Source organism: Methylobacterium sp. AC690 (assembly GCF_979256535.1).
Map to the genome: position 1 here is coordinate 43,810 of NZ_CEEDOX010000012.1, position 13,479 is coordinate 57,288.

Sequence of the window (13,479 nt, forward strand, 5' to 3'; positions counted from 1 at the left end):
GATGCTCGGAAGCCGACAGTCAGGTATCCACCGAGTTGAAGAAGACGGGGCGCAAGCTCACGAACGCGCAGGTCGTGGGCGAGTACGGGCTCCAGAAGGTGGCCTACGACGTGACGAACGTCAGCTTGGGCATACTGATGATGCTCGACCTATACGACCTGGGAGGCGGTCAGCCGGACGTCGCCGAGCGGATCTCGGCCCACCACGTCACGCCGCCCTGGGGACGACGGAGCACGCCGTCGTCCTCTTCCGGCTTCAGGGACGCCGTAAGACCCCGTCTAAACTTTGAGGATGCCGAGGTCCCGCCGTGGGCCCGTCTCCCGTCACCGGCCCGGCTTCGACGCGTCGAAGCCGGGCCGGCTGGAGGTCTGAGGTGAGGTCGATGCCGGCCACGCTGAGTCAAGAATCGTTGGCCATGCGCATCAGGAATGGTTCGTACATCCATTCCCATGCCCGCCCATGGAGCCATGCATCCGCCCCCCGATGCCCCTGGCGCAGGTCATGGGCGGCGAAGCCACCCCGAAAATAAAGTCCGAGGTTCAGGGAGGGTCGCCAAGCGGTCTGAAGATGAGGAATGAGAAATATGACCCGGCGCTCAAAGTCATGGCCGTCCCATGGCTCATTTCCCGTTTTTCATGGGGCCAGACCCCTCTCCCTACCCCCATGGGGAACCGCTCCATGGGCGGCATGGGCTCGGTGCGGGCGACGGCTAAGCGCCTCTGGTCACTGGCCTTCCCGCAGGTGAGCATGGTCGCTGTCGCGTCGGGTGTGGTGCCCCGGCGAGCCGACATGACCGTCTCGGGGATCTGTCATCATGAGCCGTTTCGTGCAGGGGGACGACACCCCCCTGTCCTACGTGTGGCGGGCCGACCAGGCCGCCATGGAGATGCTCGACATGCAGCCGGGCCGTACCGCCGCCGACCGGGCCGTCCAGGCCTCCGTCATCGCCGCGGCGCTGATCGAGCACGATGGCCAGGGTCGTCGCATCAGCTACAGCCGAAACCGGAACTTCTATACTGAGGCGCGCTACGAGGGCTCGCCCATGTCGTACGACCGGCTCGTGCCGTTCGTTGACGCGCTCGACGTCGCTGGTCACATCCACCACTTCAAGGCCGAGCAGGGCGCACATCTTGCCCCGGAGGAGCGGGACCGGCTGCAGTCGGCATTCTGGGCGACCGAGCAGATGGCCGAGACCCTGCGGGGCTTGAAGTTGGCCCACGTCGGTCCGACCTCGCCCATCATCCTCAAGGATCTGGACGACCGTCCTATGGCCCTGCCGCGGACCGACCGCGTGCACCGGCTCCGGCGCGGGGTCGACGAGGTCAACGCCGGCCTGGCCGGCATCCGCCTGACGGTCGACCCCGCCGCCGACCCGGCCAACTGGGCACGCTCCGACTATCACCTTCGCGCCCGGAAGGTGCGCGCCGACGGCTCGGAAACATGGGCCTGCACGCTGCCGACGCCCAAGCCCTTCGTCGTCCGTATCTTCTCTCGCGGGACCTTCGACCTCCACGGCCGCTACTACGGGCACTGGCAGGGCCTCCCGAAGGCTCGCAGGACTGAGCTACTGATCAACGGCGAGATCATCGTGGAGCCCGACTTCCACTGGCTGCACCCGACGCTGGTGTACGCGATGTGTGGGCACACCCTCGCGCACGACCCCTACACGACCGGCTACTGGCCGCGGCCCGCAGGCAAGCTCGCCTTCAACACCTACCTGAACGCACCGACGACGTCGCTGGCAATCGGCGGCTTGATGAAGAAGCGCAACGAGAAGGGCGACGACGGAAAGCCGGTCTGGCGGTACGGCTACCGGCAGACGGCCCGCATCCTCGACGCCATCAAGGAGGCGAACCCCCGCGTCGCCCACATGTTCGGGTCCGACGCCGGGGTGAGGCTCATGGCCATCGATAGCACCATGGCGGGCAAGGTCATGAAGGCCTGCCGGAAGGCTAAGGTCGCCTGCCTGCCGGTACACGATTCCTTCATGGTGCCGGCGTCGAACGGCGGGTTCGTCGAGGGCGTCATGGCCTCTGTTCTCGACGAGACCATCGCCGCCGTTAAGTCAACGTTCTCAGAAACTTCGATCCAATCCATCTTACATAGTGCTCCCCTCTCTCTTCCCGGGTCGTCCCGGGCGGAGCCGGGAGAGACCTTCTCGCCGGAGACCGGGGCTACCCTCCCTGGGGCCGTGGGAGCCTCTCTGGCGGAGCCGGGAGAGGCCTTGCCGCCGGAGACCTGTGTAACCGTCCCTGGGACCGGGGAAGACACCCTGGCGGAGCCGGGAGAGACCTTCCCGCCGGGGGCCGGGACAACCCTCTCTGGGACCGTGGGTGCCTTCCGAGCCGTCGTGCCTCTCCCCCCGTCCCGGGGTCGCCTCCGTGCCGTAGCCGTGGCTCTCTCCCCTTCCCGCCGGCCGCCTCCCTTCCCAGCCTTCCACGCCGCCCTGCGGGACGAGCTCCGTGCCGAGGCCCCCGTCGCCGCCTCCGGACCCGTTCCGCGTCCCTCTGGTCTGGCCTCTCTGGCCCGCTCCCTGCCACCCTCTGCCGAGGCCGCTTGATCCTGCCTCCCCCGTTGTGGGTCCCTCGCGGTCACGGTAGAGTGTTGGCGTCCTGAGACGGGCCCCTGCACCACAGGTGTGAGACGCCTCGCGCTGGCCTCGCCGCGCGGGGCGTCTTCGTTCAGGTTCCCTCCGGCAGGGACCGCGAGGGGCACGACCTGGCACCGCCTCTCTCCCGTCCCGGCCCCGACGCGCGCACCCTCTCCTGACCTTCCCTCAGGAGCCCTGCCGTGTCCCTCGCCCTCGCCGTCGCCCCGCCCGCCGACCCGTCCCCGGCGCCGGCATGCGCCTCGCACGACCGCTCCTGCGGCTACCGCGCCAGGCCTACGCAGCACGCCGTCCGCCGGTTCGCCGACCGCGTCATGGGCCTGGAGCCGGTCCTGGAGGGCCTGACGGACAGGGGGCCATCGAGGCGCTCCACGGTCTCGGCTACGACCTCGACGGCATCTGGCACCGGCTGGCGTTCTATGGCTACTCCGGCCCCCGCTACGGGGCTCGCGGTGTCGTCGTCGGGCGCGTCGGGCTTGTCCTCTCCGGTGACCGCGTCGTGACGGTCCTGATGCGGGGCGCCTAAGCCGCCCCTGGCGTGGCCTGGAACTGGCCACGGGCGGGCGCGCACCGTTGGGCATCCCGGCCCCGCGTCGGCGGCCCACCGAGGCCCGTCCCGTGCACCGCTACCTCCCATTCAACGGGCATCACGAACGCCGCGAGGCCGAATGGGTCGGCGCGCTGGTCTGCCTTGGCGTCGCCATCGCCCTGCTATGCCGGGGCCGACCTTCTCGCGGCCCACCTTCTACCAGTTCGGCGCGATCGCCCCTGAGGGCACGTGGGGCATGGCCCTGCTCTGCGTCGCCCTGATGCGCATGCTCGGCCTCTGGGTGAATGGCTCGAAGCGGCACTCGCCCGTCATACGGTTCGCCACGGCCACGGCCGGCGCCCTGCTCTGGGGCTGGGTCACCTGCCTGCTCTGGAGGGACGGCTACCCCGGCGTGAACACCGGCTGCGGAGCCTACGGCGTCCTCTGCTTCGTCGACACCTACTGCGCCTTCCGGGCGCTGTGGGACCAGGGTCGCAACGACCAGCGCGCCGCCATCGTCCGGAGGGCAGCCCGTTGATCGACTGGCTCGTGACCCTCACCACCCTTCCGGCGGACGCCCTCAAGGCCATCGGCACGGTTGCCGTCGGCGGCCTGCTCGCCAGGGGCACCTATGTCCTGTCCCGCATCAAGGAGGCCCGCCGGCCCGTCGAGGCTGCGCCGTACCTTCCCCGAATCGGGCTCGGTCCGGCTGACCGCGACCTCGGCTTCACCCTCGTCCGGACCGGCACCGACCTGACGCGGGCGCTGCACGAGCACGGCGAGATCCTCCGCCGGTCGCTCCGGGACGATGAGGACGGTGGCGGAGGCGTGCCCCCGTCCCGGCCGCCGCTGCCCCGTCCCGGTCGGAGGGCGCACCCGTGAGGCGCCCCCGGCTCGCCCCCCACCAGAAGCGCATCGCCCGGCACAGCCGGGTGGTCTGGCTGTCGGGTGCCGGGTTCGTCTTCTCCGCGCTCCAAGCCGGCAAGGCCTGCCTGGCGTCCGATCCGCCGTTCGGCCCGATCCCGTTCGCGGTCGCCACGACCGCCGTGTCGCTGGCGGCGCTCGTCCTGCCCTTCCTCGCCAACTCGGCGCTCTCCGGGGACCAGTCCTGATGGGCCTGCTCGCATTCCTGCGTCGGAAGGCGCCCGCCGCCCGTCCCCCCGCCGCCCGCGCCGCGGCCAAGCCCGCCGGGACGGCCATGGCCCGCAACCGCATCCTGGCGGCCCTCGTCGCCGGCGGCATGACCACGGGCGTCGCGACCCAGGCCGTCAACTTCACCGGCCCGAACGAGGGCCTGAAGCTAGTGGCCTACAAGGATCGGCTCGCCCGGGACCTGCCGACGGTCTGCTACGGCGAGACCCGGGGCGTGCAGCTCGGCATGCGGTTCACCAAGGCCGAGTGCGACGCCATGCTCGCGAAGGCGCTGGGCGAGTTCGCCGACACCTCGGTCGAGCGCTGCATCAAGGCGCCCGTCCCGGACGCGGCCTACGTCGCCTTCCTCGACCTCGCCTACAACATCGGTTCCGGCGCCTTCTGCAAGAGCACCGTGGTCCGCCTCTGGAACGCCGGGGACCGGGCCGGGGCCTGCGACGCCGTCCTCAGATTCAATCGCGCCGGCGGCCGCATGGTCCCCGGCCTGACTGCCCGGCGCCAGCGCGAGCGCGCCCTCTGCCTGAAGGGGATCTGAGATGAACACCTGCACCGCCGCCGCAGCGCCGGACGCCAAGCCTTCGATGACCTCATGGGAGCGCGAGGGCTTCGACACCGACCTGGCCATCGCGGCGAAATGGATCGCATCCGGAGACCCGGCCATGCGCCAGCGCAGCGAGGACCTCCAGGTCTGGGTCGCAGAACAGGTCGCCCTCTATGCTTGACTCGGCGGCTGCCCTGCTCTGGAGCCCGCTCGGCGTCGCGGCCCTCGTCGCGGTCCTGTCCACCGTTGTGGGGCTGGTCTACGCGCCCCGGCTCGCCTTGCCGGTCGCGCTAGTGGCCGTCACCCTCGCCGGGGCGGCCTACGTGTCCCGGATCAGGGACGAGCTCGCCGGCGCCCGGGCTGAGGCTGCGGCCGCGAAGGCTGACGCCGCGGGCAAGGCCGCCGCCATCGAGGCCCTGGAAGCCGACGCTGCCGAGAGGGTGCGACGCGCCAAGGCATCGGCCGGGGCCCATGCCCGCATACGCCGGGCCCCGGCCTCCGACGACGGCCCGGTCGCCCCGGTGCTGCACGACGCCCTGGAAGGTCTCCGGCTATGAGGCACCTGCTCCTCGCCGCCGCGGCCGCCTTGCCGCTCGCCGGCTGCCACGACAAGCCGGCCCTCTCCGTGCCGGCGAGCCTGCTGCGATGCGCCTCGCGTCCCATGCCCCCGACGGGCGGGACCCGGCGCGACGTGGCCGGCTACGTCGTCGACCTCGCAGACGCCCACGCCGACTGCGCGGGTAAGCTCGGTCGCGTCCGCGGCTTGGTGGAGGCGGTCCGGTGAACGGCCCGGCCGCCGTCGTCGCGCTCTACTGCATGGCGGCCGCCCCGGCGCAGACGGTTGGCTCGGAGGTCTATCGCGCGCTCCGGGGCGAGACCGTCGCCGCGGCCCCCGCCCGGGATGTCGTCGCCGATGCTGCCCGGGGCGCGGTCACCCGGCATCGCCGGAGGCACCCATGAGCAAGGCATCCCGCGCCGTCATCCGGGCCGCCCGCCAGCTTGTGCGCAGCCGACGCTGGAGCATGGAGCTCCCGCCGGATCGCCCGCTTCCCGCTCACCTGGAGGGGACCCTGGAGCGCGCCCTGGCCGCCCTCGATGCCGAGGAGGCCGCCCGTGTCCGGGGCTGATCCCTGCCGCCGGGCACTGTCCCTGGACGAGGAAGCGGGCCTGTTCGCCGGGGACGCGCTCCGGGCTGCCCGGCACGTCATGGCCGGAAATCCAGCGGACGAGACCGACGCGGCCTACCTGGCGGTCTACGTAGTCCTCGCCGCGGCCGCCCTCGGGCAGGACCGCCCTCGGGGCTCGAGGGGGTTCGGCTCAGGCGACGGCCTCGGCGTCAAGCCCTAGCGCCGGAAAGTCGGCGGAGGCCTGGCGGTATGGTTAGCGAATCGCTTTAATCGCGTGCAGCCCGCTGAAGGGTCGGCCCCCGGCCGGTGGTGAGACACCGCGCCGAGGACCTCACTCCAGACCGGATCGAGCCCGTGTCAGAAGCTGCCTTCCACCATAACACCCTGCCGGCGCCAGTCGCGCCCCCGGTACCCGCATCCACCTTCTTCTTCGACGGCCACCCCGTCCGCGTGGTGACCCTGGCCGGCGAGCCCCGCTTCGTCGCCGCGGACGTGTGCGATGCCATCGAGCTCCGCGACGTGTCCGACGCCGTCGCCAAGCTGGACGAGGACGAAAAGGGTCGGGCTTCAATCCCGACCCCCGGCGGGCTCCAGTCCCTGCTCGTCGTCTCCGAGAGCGGCCTCTACACCATGGTCCTGCGGAGCCGCACCGCGACGACCGTCGGCAGCGTGGCGCACCGGTTCCGACGCTGGGTCACCGGCGAGGTCCTGCCCGCGATCCGCCGCACCGGCGGCTACGGCACCCCGGCCCCCGCCCAGGGCGCCGCGCTGATGGACCTGATGCGCAATCCCGCCATGGCGCTGGAGCTCATCGGGCACTACGCCACCGCGAACCTCGCGCTGCAGGAGCGGGTCGAGCCCGCGGTTCCCGCGGTCGCCTTCCAACAGGCATTCGTCGAGACCGACGATACCTTCGGCCTGCAGCAGGCGGGCAAGGCGCTCGGGCAGTCCCCCAACGGCTTCGTGAACTGGCTCCTCGGCCGGGGCGACATCTACCGCCGCGCGGGGAGCCTCTGCGCCAAGCAGGTGCTGATCGACCGGGGACTCATGACGGTCCGGTGGGAGCCCTACGGCGGCAAGCCCCGGCCAATGACCCGCATCACCGGCAAGGGCGTCGTCCACTACGCCCGGCTCCTCGGCGTGAAGCCGCCGCCGGCACCGTCCCAGGCCAGCCTGCCGGGCATCTGATCCCGCGCGCCTAATCCGTAACCAGACCGCCTTCGCTACCGATGGGCCGGCCCGCATCCAGCGCGGCCGGCCCCGCGCCCCTCGAATTCAGGAGGCCCGCGTGGCCGACAGCCTCAGCCCCTTCGAGCCCCATCCCGACCAGATCCACTTGGAGGACTGGCTCGCCGCGAACCCGGCGCCGGCCGCTCCCACCGGCAACGGCGGCCCCGCCCTGGAGGAGGAGCCCTCCTACGAGGCTCTCGCCCGCATCGGCACCGCGGTGCATGGCAAGCTCTGGGAGGGCAAGGTCTCCGAGCACCTAGGCGAGGGCCCCCGTACCATCCGTCGGTGGCGCAATGGCGAGGGCCGCCCGAGCGGGCGGACGATGGCTTGGGCCCGGGAGTGGGCCCTGCGGACGGCGGCCGATGTGCTGGCCGCGGCCGGGGAGCAGGACCTCGCGGACGATGTGCTCGCACGTCTCCAGGCGATCAAGCGCCGGGCCGCCGAGCAGGGGCGGGCCGCGTTCCGTGCCGCACAGGCCGAGGCCGCGGCGACGCCGGCCGCCTAGTCCCCGGACGAGAGGTCGCCGACGCCGCGCCAGGGGCACATGTCGACGCCGACCATCTCGCCAGCGAGGCGCAGGTTCTCAGGCCGAACGCGATCCTGGCTCACAACGAAGTTCCCGCACCTACCGTCCGGCAGGTCCCAGCGCCCCCCGAAGCCCGGGGCTCGTCCCCTTGTGCTCTCGCCGGTGCCGACGACGCGCTGGAGGACGCGCCCGGTGCGCGTGTCGCGGACGCCGCACTCGACCCTGACGGCCCACCGCGCCGAGTGTCGAGGCTCCGCGTCCACGATGCCGTAGCGCTCTCGGCCGGGACCGGCGGGCTCCTTCAGGACGTACTGCCAGCCGCTGTCAAACGTGGGCCAGAGGTCGCCCGCAGCCGCGACGGAAGGAAAGGCGACGGCGAGGGCAAGGATCAACAGGCGCATTCTTCGAGGTCCTTTAGAAGGGGTTGAAGGCCCACGCGCTGCCGTCGGCTTCGAGCCAGACGAAGGTGGCGCGGGTGATGATTTCGCCGGTGTCTCGGCGCCGGAAGCCGGGTTCGCTTAGGCGGTACCCGACGCGGACCGCGTCCTCGGTACGGGACGCCTCGGAGGGGTCGCCAACCACGACGGCATGGACGTCCCGTGCGCCCCGGAGGCACCGTAGCCGCCCGGCTTCCGATGCCCGGAAGGTGCACCCTGCGAGAGTCAGGGTAGGCACGTGGGCGACGACGAGGCCGCCCCGGCGGACGCTGAAGAGAAGCTTCCGCCGATGCCAGTACGCTTCCACTGGTATGAGCGGCCTCAGAGCGAGATGAGGCAGCAGGGTCCGAGCGACGGGAGTGGCCGGAACATCAGCGCCACGGCTTCCGTCTCCAACGCGAGGCGCAGGGCCTCCTCCTCGCCGAAGCGGCCGGACGCCCGGAGGCGAATGATGCGATCCAGGCGCAGGACGCACCCGATGGCGAGCAGCCCGCAGACCGTCCGGGCGGCGTAGAGCCCGCGGATGCGGACCCTGATGCCGGTCAGGGTCTCATCGCGCATGGACGAGCTCCCCCTTGGCGTGGAGGAAGGCTTCGGCGGCCTGCGCGGCGGCGTCCTCCGGAGCGAGCGCCCCGTATCGGACGGCTGCCTGCAGGGCCTCCAAGTGGCTGTCCCCGACGGAGGCGGACATTGCCGAGACGTGGCCCTTCGAGGCCGCGTCCCGGAGGAACCCCTGGAACATCTCGACGATGGCCGAGCCGGCGGGATGGGGCGGCTTGCGATGCTGCATAACGCCCTCCTTAGTTCGCCAGCTTCGGGTCGGACCGGAGCGCCACCAGGCGCTCGATGGCCCGGCGGAGCGGACGCATGCTGCCCCCGCGCCAGCCCTCCAGCGCACGGAGCTCCGAGCGATCCAAGGCAGGCGCCCACGAGACGTCCGTCCCGGTCTCCCGGCGGATCGCCCGCATGATGCCCCTCGCGACGACCGGGAGGTCCTGTCGGCGCGGAGAGGGCCAGGCCACGCAGACCAGTCGGTCCAAAAGGGGGCCGGCGAGCGGCTCGCGGCGGTTGGCCGTGACAACGACGGACAGGCCCGACAGGTCGGTGTCGGCCTCCAGGCCCGGGTCCCGGTAAGCGTGCCGCCGGGAGGGCTCGGTCATCGCGAGGAGCGCCGCGGCCAGCGAGCCGTTGAGGTCGCTCGTGGCGATCTTGTCGAGCTCATCCATCACCAGGGCGACCGTCGCGCTGCCGGCCGAGAGCATGAGTTGGGCCGGCACCGAAACTCGGGCGGTGCTGTACATCCGGCTCGTGCCTCCGAAGGACGCCCCATCCCCGTTTCCGCCGCACGGCATCAGGGTCGTGGGCAGGCCGACCGCCTCGCAGAGGTCTACAGCGAACTCCGTCTTGCCGGAGCCCTGCGGGCCGATGATTGCCGTGGCGGGCATGACCATCCGGTCCCGGCCCGCCAGCGGCGCGAGGAGGCGGCGGATCTCCTCCGCGGCCCAAGGCCGGTTCTCGACGAGCCGCTCGCGGACCTCGGCGAGGTCGGGCACCGCGACCGACGTCAGCGGCGCCTTGGCGCTCCGGGCGTAGGCCGCCATCGGACCCTTCCCGAGATGGTCCAGACTCCCGGAGACAAGCGGGCGCATGGCCGGGCTGTCCTTCGGCGCCGGCCGCGCCGGCTCGGCGTAGACCTTCCGGGCCGGGCGCCGCGTCTGGCGCAGCGGGGCTGGGTACGTCCGCTCCAGGTCGAGGACGTCGATGTCCGGGACGTCGTCGTCCTCGGGGCCCGAGGGGCGCAGGAATCCCGCGGGGTCCTCGTCGCTCGGGGCCGCCGTCGCCGCCTCGTGCAGCAGGACGACCTCCGAGATCATCGCGAGCTCGTGCGCGGCCTTGAGGCGGGCGGGGAGCCGGGGGCGCGGCTTCTCGGGATCCCGGCCGCCCTCGGAGATCACGGCGAGCGCCTCGTAGAGCGTCACCGTGGTCTGGTAGAAGCCGAGCGACGTATGCCCGACCGTCGTCAGCAACTCGCGCACTTGGCAGAGGAGGTTCTGTGCGCCGCGCAGGTCGCCGAGGATCATCAGGTAGGCTGCGGCCTGGGTGGCCCAGGCGTGATGCTGGAGCTTCAGGCTGCCCTTCGGCTTCTCGCCGGCGACCATGTGGCAGCCGTTCATGACGATCTCGATCAGGCCGGCGTCCGGCTCCAACGCCAGCTCGTCGAACGAGTTGGCCATGACCGGGTGCATCTGCCAGACGCGGGGCTCGGCCAGGATCTTCGTCGCCCAGCGCTTGGCCTCGGACAGCACGTCGGGCACCTCGGCCCCGTGTAGGAGCTCTTCGAGGGTATGGACGTGATCAATGGGGCGGGATTGGGCGGCGCGTTCGGCGGCGAGCATCTCGGCGCGCACGACGGCGGCGGCCGCCTCGAAAGAGCGGTTCTTCATCGGCTTCACTCCGTATGCGAGAGAGACCCTTGCCTCTCATGCGCATCTCCTCGGTATGAGGGGTAACCCGTTAAAGAATGGTTGCCCTATTCAGGCCGGAGCGGTTTTCCACGGCGGGCGAGCCGGAGCCCCTCAGCAGCATTTTGGGCGGCTTCCAAGGCCTCCTCGACGCGGTCGACGAAGTGTAGCGATTGCTCGGCGTGGGTGTCCGCGTAGCGGGCGAGCGCGACCATAAGCCAGCCCATCCCCTCGGCGTCGTCGTGGCTAGACATGCGGGCGAGTGCCTGAAGCACCGCCGGGGGCAGCCCCCCGCGGGCGAGGCGCTCGGGCTGCAGGTTCCGACGGTTGATGCCGAAGACCTCACCGAGAGCCATAGTCCAACCGCCTGGCCAAAGCCTGGACGCCGCGGCGTCAACGGCCGGCGCCAATGCCGCGTTCGTGGCGTCCCGGTCGAGCGGCTGCGGGTCGCCTTCGCCGATCAGATACGGGCGCCGCTCCGGGTCAAAGGCGAGCGCCAGGTGCCCGACGCGCCCGACGACAGTCCAGCCCTCGGGTGAGGGCCAGTGCTCGAGATCCATGTGCTGAAGGATGACGTCCATGCCGCCCGGGATATCACGCCCAGGCTTTGGCGCTAGCGGTCCGCGGCGTGCGCGTCGCAACGGACCCCGGGGCCCGGGACGCGCGGGCGACCGGGCGCGCCGCACGCCTCGCAGGTCTCCCGGCTGCGCGTCCGGGCGACCTCGGCAATGCGTCCGGCCGCCTCCATCGTCGCGTCGGTCCACGCGTCCCGGGGCTGCACGCCGAGCCTCAGGCCCGCGCAGTGTTCCCGGACTGACGTGACGACAACGGGGAGGTCCTTCAGGGACGTGAGGGCGTCCTCGACGAGCGGGCGCCAGCCTTCGCCGGACCAGACCTCCGCGTCGGAGGCGATCAAGGCGGGGAAGCGCTGGGCAAGGTCACTGTCGGCGATGCGCGCGATCAAGGCGCCGCCCGGTTCCGTGAGCGGCGGGCCAGGGAGCGGTAAGCCATCGACCCAAGGGCCGCGAGCGCGAGGAGCGTTACGGCGGTTGCCCCGAGTGCGTCTTGGAGGGTCACGACGAACACGGTGTCCTCCTGAGTTTGCCCTCCCGCACGCGGGAGGAGATTAGACCTCGCCCGATGGTAGGCGCGGTTCGGAGGTCTGCCCGCCGCAACGACGGCACAACTCAGAAGGTAAGCGCCTCCCGCCCGGTCAAGCCGGCTGCCTGATTGTCTTGTGGATAGCGACCCCTCGCGGGAGCCTCCTCCGGAGCGGAACGGGAGGCGATTCGCATGAACGGGCGGACTACGGACATGGAGGGGCACGTACGCGCGCTCGGGGCCGCCATCTCGCGGCGCGAGTGGAGCGAGGTCGAGGCGGCCCATGCTGCGCTCCGGGACCGCGCTCGCACGGAGGCGGTCTCCGACGCATAGCTCGCCGCGTTGGAGCGCGCCATCGACCGGATGGGCTGGCCGGACATCCATGCCTTCCATGCCGAGCTCGCCCGCGGGCAGGACGCCCGAGAGGACGGGGGCGGCTACTGGTGCCGGGCGATCCGCAGGCTGTTCGGGTTGCCCTCCACGCTGGACACCGTCGAGACCTACCAGGACGCGGCCCGCGCCATGGTCCGGAGGGCGGCATGAGCAACACTTGGCGGTGCGGTCTGCCCATCCCTGTCGGTGGGCTTGCCCGGTCGGGAGAAGTCGATCTCGACCCCGTTCAGGTAGGCCCACTGGTCAAGCATGCGCCCGGCGAACTCCGGTCCATTATCCACCCGCAGGCTCTTGGGCCGTCCCCTCAGCTTGACCAAGGCGTCGAGCGCCTCGGTCACTTGGTAGGCGCGGAAGTTGGCTCTCGGTGTGAGTGAGAGCGCCTCTCGCGTGTGGCAATCGACAACGGTCAAGATCCGGAACGGACGTCCGTCGAAGATGCGGTCGGACATGAAGTCCATAGCCCAGACCTCGTTGGGCCCACCGATCGCCGGTCGCCCCTGACGGTAGCGCCAGGCTCGCTTGCGCTTGGGCAGCTTGGGCCGGATCGATAGCCCCTCGTCTCGGTAGATCCGGTAGGTGCGCTTGTGGTTCACCTCCCAGCCCTCCCGTCGCAGCAAGATGTGCAGCCGCCGGTAGCCGTAGCGGACCCGTGCGGCGGCCAGCTCCTTCAACCGCATCCGCAGAGCGACCTGCGGGTCGGCTCGCTTCCTGTAACGCTGGGACGAACGGCCGAAGCCGGTGGCCTGGCAGGCCCGACGCTCACTGATGTCGTAGGCCACCTGCAAGTGACCGGCGACTTCACGGCGAACGGCGGGCCTCACCACTTTCGTTTGAGGACGTCCTGCAGCATGGAGCGGTCCAGCGTCAGGTCGGCGACCAGCCGCTTGAGCTTACCATTCTCGTCCTCCAGCTGCTTGAGCCGTCGGATCTCCGGCACGCCCATGCCGACGAACTGCTTCTTCCAGCGATAAAAGGTCGGCTCAGATACGCCCATCTTCCGGCAAACTTCGTCCACCGAGGCGCCGTTCTCCGCCTGCCGCAGGGCGAAGGCGATCTGTTCATTCGTGAAGCGTTTGCGAGGCATGGCATCCACCCTCCTTCAGGGTTCAGGATGCCCGAAAAACTTGCGCTCAGCGCGGACCAGTTTGCTGGGTCAGGGTCACCTGCGAGCTTCGTTCTAAGAGGTCGTGAGCACAGGGTTTCTGCCTGAACGTCACATTCCAATGGAACGCCTTGAGGCGTTCCATAACGTCCAGCTGGCGAACGTCCGCTTCCAGGTCAGAATGTCGGGGAAGCAGTTGTAGCCCAGTGATGATTGGTTGGCCTCCGTCGTACCCCTCACCCAGCGCATTGCCACATCGTCCCGACTGGTT

The 13,479-nt window shown here is 70.8% G+C and carries 24 protein-coding genes and 1 pseudogene; 17 read left to right on the forward strand and 8 right to left on the reverse strand.

Annotated features, from left to right (window positions below):
- Nucleotides 1-35: 35 nt before the first annotated feature.
- The 15 genes from AC0IY1_RS15055 to AC0IY1_RS15125 all read left to right on the forward strand — a co-directional run bounded on the left by AC0IY1_RS15055 (nucleotide 36) and on the right by AC0IY1_RS15125 (nucleotide 7,692).
- Nucleotides 36-377, forward strand: coding sequence for a hypothetical protein (locus AC0IY1_RS15055; RefSeq protein ID WP_471770525.1), 342 nt, complete (start codon nucleotides 36-38; stop codon nucleotides 375-377).
- A 437-nt stretch (nucleotides 378-814) separates the two neighbouring features.
- On the forward strand, nucleotides 815-2,560 hold the full coding sequence (locus AC0IY1_RS15060; protein ID WP_471770526.1) for a hypothetical protein: 1,746 nt from the start codon (nucleotides 815-817) through the stop codon (nucleotides 2,558-2,560).
- Nucleotides 2,561-2,843: 283 nt separating this feature from the next.
- On the forward strand, nucleotides 2,844-3,134 hold the full coding sequence (locus AC0IY1_RS15065) for a hypothetical protein (protein WP_471770527.1): 291 nt from the start codon (nucleotides 2,844-2,846) through the stop codon (nucleotides 3,132-3,134).
- A 187-nt stretch (nucleotides 3,135-3,321) separates the two neighbouring features.
- Nucleotides 3,322-3,675: a hypothetical protein gene (locus tag AC0IY1_RS15070; RefSeq protein WP_471770528.1), complete on the forward strand. Its 354-nt coding sequence runs from the start codon at nucleotides 3,322-3,324 to the stop codon at nucleotides 3,673-3,675.
- The gene (locus AC0IY1_RS15075; protein ID WP_471770529.1) at nucleotides 3,672-4,019 is read left to right on the forward strand and encodes a hypothetical protein; all 348 of its coding nucleotides are present in this window, start codon (nucleotides 3,672-3,674) and stop codon (nucleotides 4,017-4,019) included. The genes AC0IY1_RS15070 and AC0IY1_RS15075 overlap by 4 nt, the downstream gene beginning before the upstream one ends.
- Nucleotides 4,016-4,249, forward strand: coding sequence for a hypothetical protein (locus tag AC0IY1_RS15080; RefSeq protein WP_471770531.1), 234 nt, complete (start codon nucleotides 4,016-4,018; stop codon nucleotides 4,247-4,249). Before AC0IY1_RS15075 ends, AC0IY1_RS15080 begins: the two co-directional genes overlap by 4 nt.
- Entirely contained in the window at nucleotides 4,249-4,824 is a 576-nt protein-coding gene (locus AC0IY1_RS15085; protein ID WP_471770532.1) for a lysozyme, read from the forward strand. Before AC0IY1_RS15080 ends, AC0IY1_RS15085 begins: the two co-directional genes overlap by 1 nt.
- A 1-nt stretch (nucleotide 4,825) precedes the next feature.
- Entirely contained in the window at nucleotides 4,826-5,011 is a 186-nt protein-coding gene (locus AC0IY1_RS15090; RefSeq protein WP_471770534.1) for a hypothetical protein, read from the forward strand.
- The gene (locus tag AC0IY1_RS15095) at nucleotides 5,004-5,387 is read left to right on the forward strand and encodes a hypothetical protein (protein ID WP_471770536.1); all 384 of its coding nucleotides are present in this window, start codon (nucleotides 5,004-5,006) and stop codon (nucleotides 5,385-5,387) included. The genes AC0IY1_RS15090 and AC0IY1_RS15095 overlap by 8 nt, the downstream gene beginning before the upstream one ends.
- Complete coding sequence (locus tag AC0IY1_RS15100) at nucleotides 5,384-5,614, forward strand: hypothetical protein (protein WP_471770537.1); 231 nt, start codon at nucleotides 5,384-5,386, stop codon at nucleotides 5,612-5,614. Before AC0IY1_RS15095 ends, AC0IY1_RS15100 begins: the two co-directional genes overlap by 4 nt.
- Nucleotides 5,611-5,790 carry a hypothetical protein gene (locus tag AC0IY1_RS15105; RefSeq protein WP_471770539.1) on the forward strand — a complete coding sequence of 60 codons (180 nt, stop codon included), beginning with the start codon at nucleotides 5,611-5,613 and terminating at the stop codon, nucleotides 5,788-5,790. Before AC0IY1_RS15100 ends, AC0IY1_RS15105 begins: the two co-directional genes overlap by 4 nt.
- Nucleotides 5,787-5,957, forward strand: a complete 171-nt coding sequence (locus AC0IY1_RS15110; RefSeq protein WP_471770540.1) for a hypothetical protein — start codon at nucleotides 5,787-5,789, stop codon at nucleotides 5,955-5,957. The genes AC0IY1_RS15105 and AC0IY1_RS15110 overlap by 4 nt, the downstream gene beginning before the upstream one ends.
- Entirely contained in the window at nucleotides 5,944-6,177 is a 234-nt protein-coding gene (locus tag AC0IY1_RS15115; RefSeq protein WP_471770542.1) for a hypothetical protein, read from the forward strand. The genes AC0IY1_RS15110 and AC0IY1_RS15115 overlap by 14 nt, the downstream gene beginning before the upstream one ends.
- Nucleotides 6,178-6,311: 134 nt before the next feature.
- Nucleotides 6,312-7,145, forward strand: coding sequence for a BRO family protein (locus tag AC0IY1_RS15120; protein WP_471770543.1), 834 nt, complete (start codon nucleotides 6,312-6,314; stop codon nucleotides 7,143-7,145).
- A 100-nt stretch (nucleotides 7,146-7,245) separates the two neighbouring features.
- On the forward strand, nucleotides 7,246-7,692 hold the full coding sequence (locus tag AC0IY1_RS15125) for a hypothetical protein (RefSeq protein WP_471770544.1): 447 nt from the start codon (nucleotides 7,246-7,248) through the stop codon (nucleotides 7,690-7,692).
- Here AC0IY1_RS15125 and AC0IY1_RS15130 read toward each other — a convergent pair.
- The 7 genes from AC0IY1_RS15130 to AC0IY1_RS15160 form a co-directional block, all read right to left on the reverse strand.
- Complete coding sequence (locus AC0IY1_RS15130) at nucleotides 7,689-8,114, reverse strand: hypothetical protein (protein ID WP_471770546.1); 426 nt, start codon at nucleotides 8,112-8,114, stop codon at nucleotides 7,689-7,691. The genes AC0IY1_RS15125 and AC0IY1_RS15130 overlap by 4 nt on opposite strands.
- 13 nt (nucleotides 8,115-8,127) lie before the next feature.
- Nucleotides 8,128-8,457 (reverse strand): hypothetical protein, encoded by a 330-nt coding sequence (locus AC0IY1_RS15135; protein WP_471770548.1) that lies wholly within the window; start codon nucleotides 8,455-8,457, stop codon nucleotides 8,128-8,130.
- Nucleotides 8,458-8,471: 14 nt separating this feature from the next.
- A complete protein-coding gene (locus AC0IY1_RS15140; RefSeq protein ID WP_471770549.1) occupies nucleotides 8,472-8,711 on the reverse strand; it encodes a hypothetical protein in 240 nt (79 codons plus the stop codon).
- Nucleotides 8,701-8,940, reverse strand: a complete 240-nt coding sequence (locus AC0IY1_RS15145; protein WP_471770552.1) for a hypothetical protein — start codon at nucleotides 8,938-8,940, stop codon at nucleotides 8,701-8,703. Before AC0IY1_RS15145 ends, AC0IY1_RS15140 begins: the two co-directional genes overlap by 11 nt.
- Nucleotides 8,941-8,950: 10 nt before the next feature.
- Nucleotides 8,951-10,594, reverse strand: a complete 1,644-nt coding sequence (locus AC0IY1_RS15150; RefSeq protein ID WP_471770554.1) for an AAA family ATPase — start codon at nucleotides 10,592-10,594, stop codon at nucleotides 8,951-8,953.
- Nucleotides 10,595-10,680: 86 nt separating this feature from the next.
- On the reverse strand, nucleotides 10,681-11,193 hold the full coding sequence (locus tag AC0IY1_RS15155; protein ID WP_471770555.1) for a hypothetical protein: 513 nt from the start codon (nucleotides 11,191-11,193) through the stop codon (nucleotides 10,681-10,683).
- A gap of 32 nt (nucleotides 11,194-11,225) precedes the next feature.
- Nucleotides 11,226-11,576, reverse strand: a complete 351-nt coding sequence (locus AC0IY1_RS15160; protein ID WP_471770557.1) for a hypothetical protein — start codon at nucleotides 11,574-11,576, stop codon at nucleotides 11,226-11,228.
- A 329-nt stretch (nucleotides 11,577-11,905) separates the two neighbouring features.
- Between AC0IY1_RS15160 and AC0IY1_RS15165 the strand changes: the two genes are divergently transcribed.
- On the forward strand, nucleotides 11,906-12,046 hold the full coding sequence (locus AC0IY1_RS15165; RefSeq protein WP_471770559.1) for a hypothetical protein: 141 nt from the start codon (nucleotides 11,906-11,908) through the stop codon (nucleotides 12,044-12,046).
- A 9-nt stretch (nucleotides 12,047-12,055) separates the two neighbouring features.
- Complete coding sequence (locus tag AC0IY1_RS15170; RefSeq protein WP_471770561.1) at nucleotides 12,056-12,256, forward strand: hypothetical protein; 201 nt, start codon at nucleotides 12,056-12,058, stop codon at nucleotides 12,254-12,256.
- A 32-nt stretch (nucleotides 12,257-12,288) separates the two neighbouring features.
- On the opposite strand, the pseudogene AC0IY1_RS15175 reads toward AC0IY1_RS15170, so the two are convergent.
- Nucleotides 12,289-13,190 (reverse strand): annotated as a pseudogene (locus AC0IY1_RS15175) (IS3-like element ISMra1 family transposase); the annotation flags it as partial.
- Between the last annotated feature and the right edge of the window lie 289 nt (nucleotides 13,191-13,479).

What these genes read in the sequence shown, in the direction of transcription:
- AC0IY1_RS15060 (WP_471770526.1), top strand. Translation starts at nt 815, where the DNA reads ATGAGCCGTTTCGTGCAGGGGGACGACACCCCCCTGTCCTACGTGTGG.
- AC0IY1_RS15065 (WP_471770527.1), top strand. Translation starts at nt 2,844, where the DNA reads ATGCGCCTCGCACGACCGCTCCTGCGGCTACCGCGCCAGGCCTACGCA.
- AC0IY1_RS15070 (WP_471770528.1), top strand. Translation starts at nt 3,322, where the DNA reads ATGCCGGGGCCGACCTTCTCGCGGCCCACCTTCTACCAGTTCGGCGCG.
- AC0IY1_RS15085 (WP_471770532.1), top strand. Translation starts at nt 4,249, where the DNA reads ATGGGCCTGCTCGCATTCCTGCGTCGGAAGGCGCCCGCCGCCCGTCCC.
- AC0IY1_RS15090 (WP_471770534.1), top strand. Translation starts at nt 4,826, where the DNA reads ATGAACACCTGCACCGCCGCCGCAGCGCCGGACGCCAAGCCTTCGATG.
- AC0IY1_RS15095 (WP_471770536.1), top strand. Translation starts at nt 5,004, where the DNA reads ATGCTTGACTCGGCGGCTGCCCTGCTCTGGAGCCCGCTCGGCGTCGCG.
- AC0IY1_RS15100 (WP_471770537.1), top strand. Translation starts at nt 5,384, where the DNA reads ATGAGGCACCTGCTCCTCGCCGCCGCGGCCGCCTTGCCGCTCGCCGGC.
- AC0IY1_RS15110 (WP_471770540.1), top strand. Translation starts at nt 5,787, where the DNA reads ATGAGCAAGGCATCCCGCGCCGTCATCCGGGCCGCCCGCCAGCTTGTG.
- AC0IY1_RS15130 (WP_471770546.1), bottom strand. Translation starts at nt 8,114, where the DNA reads ATGCGCCTGTTGATCCTTGCCCTCGCCGTCGCCTTTCCTTCCGTCGCG.
- AC0IY1_RS15140 (WP_471770549.1), bottom strand. Translation starts at nt 8,711, where the DNA reads ATGCGCGATGAGACCCTGACCGGCATCAGGGTCCGCATCCGCGGGCTC.
- AC0IY1_RS15145 (WP_471770552.1), bottom strand. Translation starts at nt 8,940, where the DNA reads ATGCAGCATCGCAAGCCGCCCCATCCCGCCGGCTCGGCCATCGTCGAG.
- AC0IY1_RS15150 (WP_471770554.1), bottom strand. Translation starts at nt 10,594, where the DNA reads ATGAAGAACCGCTCTTTCGAGGCGGCCGCCGCCGTCGTGCGCGCCGAG.
- AC0IY1_RS15155 (WP_471770555.1), bottom strand. Translation starts at nt 11,193, where the DNA reads ATGGACGTCATCCTTCAGCACATGGATCTCGAGCACTGGCCCTCACCC.
- AC0IY1_RS15165 (WP_471770559.1), top strand. Translation starts at nt 11,906, where the DNA reads ATGAACGGGCGGACTACGGACATGGAGGGGCACGTACGCGCGCTCGGG.